Genomic DNA, 5,162 nt, shown 5'->3' on the forward strand with positions numbered 1-5,162 from the left:
GGTGGGGATTTTCACGGAAACGTATATTCGTTATCTAACATCAGATTACGATTCACCTAAATTTTATAGAGATATATGCAGATACTAATTTAGCTTGTATTAACTGAAGCTTCCCATTTTACATATTCATCAAATTGTTCATCATCAGATGCAATGAAATCTTTTTCAACTTCAATGGTGACTGCAACTATTTCTTTTCGTTTCTTCCACCTGGAACAAATTCATTTCGGCACCATTTTACAAAGTTTCTCGAATGACACAGATATGTCTTTGCCGTGTCATCAGCTAACAGACCTTCTTTCCATTTTTCTTTTACCTCATTCTCATAGATTTGATACAATTCTTCTAATTTCTTTATAAATTCCTGTGATGCCCTCATCTGAATCAGCTCCCGATTAATATTTTATTAAGCAATTGGTAGATATGGTTTGTGTGTTGGAAGTTGAGATTGTGACCCGATAAAAAGCACCTGATCTTTTATCAATCCGTCAAACCATCTTGTTTGGATAGCGCGGTCCGCGGATCTTACTCGGCATGAACTGAACTCATTTAGCTATCTTCCATCTCTACTCTATACCCATTCTTCCAACGAAAACACGTCATTTCTTTCAAAGTCGTGAAGAATGGCCGGAGGCAGCAGTTCACGCACTCTCTCTTTAGTCGACCAGCAATAATCGATATGCTCTTCCGAAAGAACAACTTCATGATGATCGCTTTTGCATAAGTATGTAAGAATGACGACTTGCCGCGTTGCGTGCGTTTGAAACGTCGTCGCATATAAAATCCGCTCCACCGTCACATCCAATCCAACTTCTTCTTGGATTTCTCGCAACAGCGCCGCTTCTAAATCTTCTCCAAAGTGTATTTGCCCTCCGACTAACTCCCACGTTCCGCCGCCCACTTCGTCATCATTAGCGCGTTGTACAATTAATACTTTTCCTTCGTGTAAAATAAACCCTTTCAAAACTACAACCATTTCACTGTAGATGAGCATTTTTCATTACACCCGTTAGTTCAAGAAGTTTACTTTTGAAAATCTGCTATATTCCAATTCATTTTAGGATTAACTGTATCCATAAACTTCTTAATTTGTTCTTCACTTAAATCTTTTTCACCAGTCGAATTTTTCGCATATGATACAAGTTCCCAAGTTTCATCATAAGGTTTCTTCGGTGCTTTCCACCTAATGCTAAATGTATAATCAACGCCATCAATCTTTACTTTCATAATCAATATATCGCCAAGAAGTATAAACTTACTCATTTCCATTTTTATATGCCACCTACTTTTGTGTATTTACAGGAGAAAAAGAAAGATTGCAACTACGGGCAGAATCTTTGAATAAGAATATTTTTTTATGGTTCACTAATCCCCATTGCCAATAGCAAAAGAAAAGCAATGGCCAAAACCGCTCCATTTCCTATCAAGCTGATAATTGGCAGAAAGAAACGTTTCGTCATCAACCACGAGAACACAGCGAATAAAATACCAATAATTGATAAGATGCCATAAATTGTGATCACGAAATAAACATCAGCATCTGGACCTCTTTCAACATAGAAAATAATGATACTTATGATTACAGGAAACAAAGACGTGACACCTAATATATTTCCTACTTTTTTCTTGTCTAACACTATTACCCCCACCTTTTTGTTGATAATAACTTTTTGAATCATAGCCACCCATGCTGCATTTCGCGGCACTACAGATGATGGAAGTTCATTCGTTCTTCCATGAGAGACAACCATGCCGCATCTACACGGCACCATCAGAAGAATGAAAATATTAAGAATGATGTCTCTTTTTGATTCCTTTTGTGGCAGAAGTATCAATTCTTTTTTACCTTACTGTTTCTTTCTCAATGTGTGTTAACTTTGATTTAAGATAAGTTCTTGTTCCTCTACATTATTTAACTCTCTTCTAGGAATTATATAGGCACTTACTGAGCTAAAGATAGAAATTATATTTGTCCTCTTTGAAATTTTTGATGCCAGATCAGTCTTTTCATGTTTATACAATTATTTGGACTTAAAATGGAACTCAAACTCTGTATGGTTCACCAATGAGTTCTCGCTTTACTCATGTTGGTGTCCCCCACATTTAACGGTTTGCTTGACCTAAAAGAGATCATTCCAATCATGCTGGTTAAAGAGTGGAATGACAGATTTTTTCATTAGATCAATAAACGCATGTACAGTTGGTGATAGATTGTCACTTTTCCAAGCAAGGTGTTTTTTGCAAGCAAAAAATGCAGAGAAGTGCAAGAAAAAATACATAGGCTTGCCAGCTCAAGACTTAAGGTTCCAGACCGGGGGCAGAGGACGGCTGGATCGCGGAGAGAGCGTTCCGCAGTCGATAGCTCTCTCCCGTGAAGGCCAAGATGTGGGCATGGTGAACCAAGCGATCCACTAACGCTGCCGTCAAACGGTTGTCCCCAAACACCCGATTCCACTGTCCAAATTCTAGATTCGATGTCACCATGACGCTTTTTCGCTCGTAACAGTCGGCGATAATATGAAACAACAGTTCCGATCCTTGCTTTTGAAACGGCACATAGCCGAGTTCATCCAAAATCAACAGTTCGCATGGGTCGAGGCTTCGTTTCAGCCGTCCGAGCGTGCCGTTTTTCAACGCCTCTTCCAGCTGGGCGACAAGATCCGCGACGCGGAAAAACCGAACCTCATGGCCTTGTTGGCACGCCTGAATGCCAAGTGCTGTGGCGAGATGGGTTTTCCCCGTTCCAGGTGAACCTAAAAGCAGAACGTTTTGCTTTCGCTCCAAAAAGCGAAGGTCACACAGTTCCTCCCTCAATGTCGTGGCTGGCCAATGGATATGACCCGACCATTCGTAATCCTTCAGCCATTTCAACTCCCGAAACTTGGCTTTCTTGATCAGCCGAGCCTGTTTCGCTTCTTGGCGGCACGACAGTTCCAGCGCCAATACATCCCGCAAAAACTGTTCTTTCGTTTCGAATCTCACCTCCTCGAATCGATCTGCGATATAGGCCAAATGCAGCGCTTTACAAATCTCTTTCACCTCTGCTCTCATTTCTGGACACTCCCTTCCCGAGCGGGATGAAGACGTTGATCATACACCGTTAAATCCGTTTCATAGTCGATTAGAACGGAAGGGGTGTATGATTCTTCCCACTTGTCCGGGTAATAGGAGTGCTTCGCTTCCATCAACACGCCGATTTCATGAGGAGTCAAGTCCCATCGCTGACTCTCCTCGAGCCACTGGGCGATTTCGTAAAGCGTGTGCCGATCCAACAGCGCTCGCAGTCCTTTTAAACGGGCCACCACCTGGGGCGGGGGGGCCAGCCAGATACATTCGGATCGCCTCCGGCAAGTACGTCCGGTAGCGGGAATGTCCGACAACCCGGGGTTTGGTCTCCCACTCAGCGAAAATCTCTTTCCAAGGGATTTCGCGTTTCACGTTCGTATACGGCCTTGGCGCTTCAAGATGGACGTCTCCATCGGAAGAGAACACAACGAAACGATTCCATTCTTTCTTCACCAACACCCGGTTGGGGACGGACAGGCCATGGACGACGAACGCCTTCCCATCCACCATCACTTCTCCGTATTTATTCACGTAAGCGTGATCGAGGGAGAAGATCGGAAGATCTTGTTCCGGCAACGCCAACAGCTCTGGTTGTTCTTCCTGCCATAGTTCCTCGATCCACCGCCCCTTTTCATAATGAGGACGGTTTCGGTCCTCGACCATCTTGCGATGCAGCCACTCCACCAGCTCCGGATCCGACTCCATCAATGGAGCGGGGATGAAACAAAGGTTGCGAGTGTAATAGACTTTTCGCTCCGCATTTCCTTTCTCATGTCCACTGTATGGATTGCACACTTGTACATCAAACCGATAGTAGAGTTGGAATTTCTCAAAAGCCTCGGTGAATCGGCGTTCTCCCCCTTTTCGAATCGACACAATGGCCGCGGACAAATTGTCAATGCGCAATGCCTTTGGCACTCCCCCAGCCTGACGAAACAGCTGCGTCAACCCGTGGAGGAAGCATTCACTGTTTTCCGCCGGCAGCGGATAAGCAAACGCAGCGTTGCTATAGGGAAAGCTCATGATCAAAACCGATCGCTCTTCTTCCTTCCCCTCCTTCGTCACCACCGTCATCTTCCCGAAATCCACCTGCGCCTCGCCTGGCGGGTGCTCCAGTCGTTCATAGCGCTGTTCTTTCTCGAGCTTGAGCTGCGGTCTTCGTTTTTGCACGTACGCGCAAACGGTGCGATACGAGCCTTGAAATCCATGGTCACGACAAAGCGCTTCAAACATCGTCTTGTTCGTTCGCCGTTGTTTTCTCGGCAGCTTGGCATCCTCCTCCAACCAGTCATCAATGATTTGCCCGTACCCTTCTTCCTCCATCATCCCCTTTTTGCGTTTGATGGTTGGTTGGACAGAAATGTCTTCATCTGCGTATTTCTTGACCGTTCTCCAGTTATATCCCGTTTCACGGGAAATTTCCGCAATCGATAACCCTTTCTTTTCACGCAGTTTTCTGATACGATTAATTTCGGGCATTGCCAGCATCCTTTCGCTCCTCCACTGTTTGGTTATGTGTTCACAACTTCCACAGTAGAGGAAATGTTAGAGGCTGGCAAGCCTTTTTTTCTTTGCCTTCAGCTCTGCACTTTTCGTTGCAGAACTCTGTATTTTTATTTTGCAATAAACAAGCAAGGGCCATCGTAGTGGTAAATGGATTATTCTGAATGTCACGATAAACAACTTTATTTTTGAATACATATTGCATCGAAGCTGGTACAAGAGCTACGCCCATTCCTGCTGAAACAAGAGAGATGACAGTAGGTAATTCTTGTGTTTCTTGTACTACCTTTGGATAGAATCCTGCCTGATAACAACCATTCATCACTGTATCATAATACCAAAATGTAATTCTTCAGCCACTGTTATGAAATATTTCAAATGACGTAGTTCCAACGCGTTGCCTCTCCTTTTTAAACTTATTAATACTTATTACCCGTGGTGCTAGTTGAGCGTTAGAACTCAACTAGCCCTAGTGTGACCAGCGAATAGGCTAACAATATGCCGTCGAGCGCTACTTCAAATCCGATCATGGAATTTGCTCGGATCCCTGTGATCCGGTATTGGTCAACTAGAACCGAGAACACCGTCTCGAT

The 5,162-nt window shown here is 43.9% G+C and carries 5 protein-coding genes and 2 pseudogenes; all 7 read right to left on the minus strand.

The genetic code is table 11. The features are described 5' to 3' along the window. Positions 1-571: 571 nt before the first annotated feature. The gene (locus I656_RS06730) at positions 572-994 is read right to left on the minus strand and encodes an NUDIX domain-containing protein (protein WP_020755373.1); all 423 of its coding nucleotides are present in this window, start codon (positions 992-994) and stop codon (positions 572-574) included. A gap of 29 nt (positions 995-1,023) precedes the next feature. Beyond that, entirely contained in the window at positions 1,024-1,269 is a 246-nt protein-coding gene (locus I656_RS06725) for a hypothetical protein (protein WP_020755374.1), read from the minus strand. 86 nt (positions 1,270-1,355) lie between these two features. Next, positions 1,356-1,679 carry a hypothetical protein gene (locus tag I656_RS0115790; RefSeq protein ID WP_216367745.1) on the minus strand — a complete coding sequence of 108 codons (324 nt, stop codon included), beginning with the start codon at positions 1,677-1,679 and terminating at the stop codon, positions 1,356-1,358. Positions 1,680-2,298: 619 nt separating this feature from the next. Next, entirely contained in the window at positions 2,299-3,051 is a 753-nt protein-coding gene (istB, locus tag I656_RS06720) for an IS21-like element helper ATPase IstB (RefSeq protein ID WP_020755377.1), read from the minus strand. After that, a pseudogene (gene istA, locus I656_RS06715) lies at positions 3,048-4,554 on the minus strand (IS21 family transposase). Before istA ends, istB begins: the two are co-directional and overlap by 4 nt. 31 nt (positions 4,555-4,585) lie before the next feature. Next, on the minus strand, positions 4,586-4,918 hold the full coding sequence (locus I656_RS19830) for a LysR substrate-binding domain-containing protein (protein WP_278247987.1): 333 nt from the start codon (positions 4,916-4,918) through the stop codon (positions 4,586-4,588). Between the two features lie 103 nt (positions 4,919-5,021). Next, positions 5,022-5,162 (minus strand): annotated as a pseudogene (locus I656_RS18005) (IS982 family transposase); the annotation flags it as partial.

The sequence above is a fragment of the Geobacillus sp. WSUCF1 genome (genome assembly GCF_000422025.1).
Taxonomy (GTDB): domain Bacteria; phylum Bacillota; class Bacilli; order Bacillales; family Anoxybacillaceae; genus Geobacillus; species Geobacillus zalihae.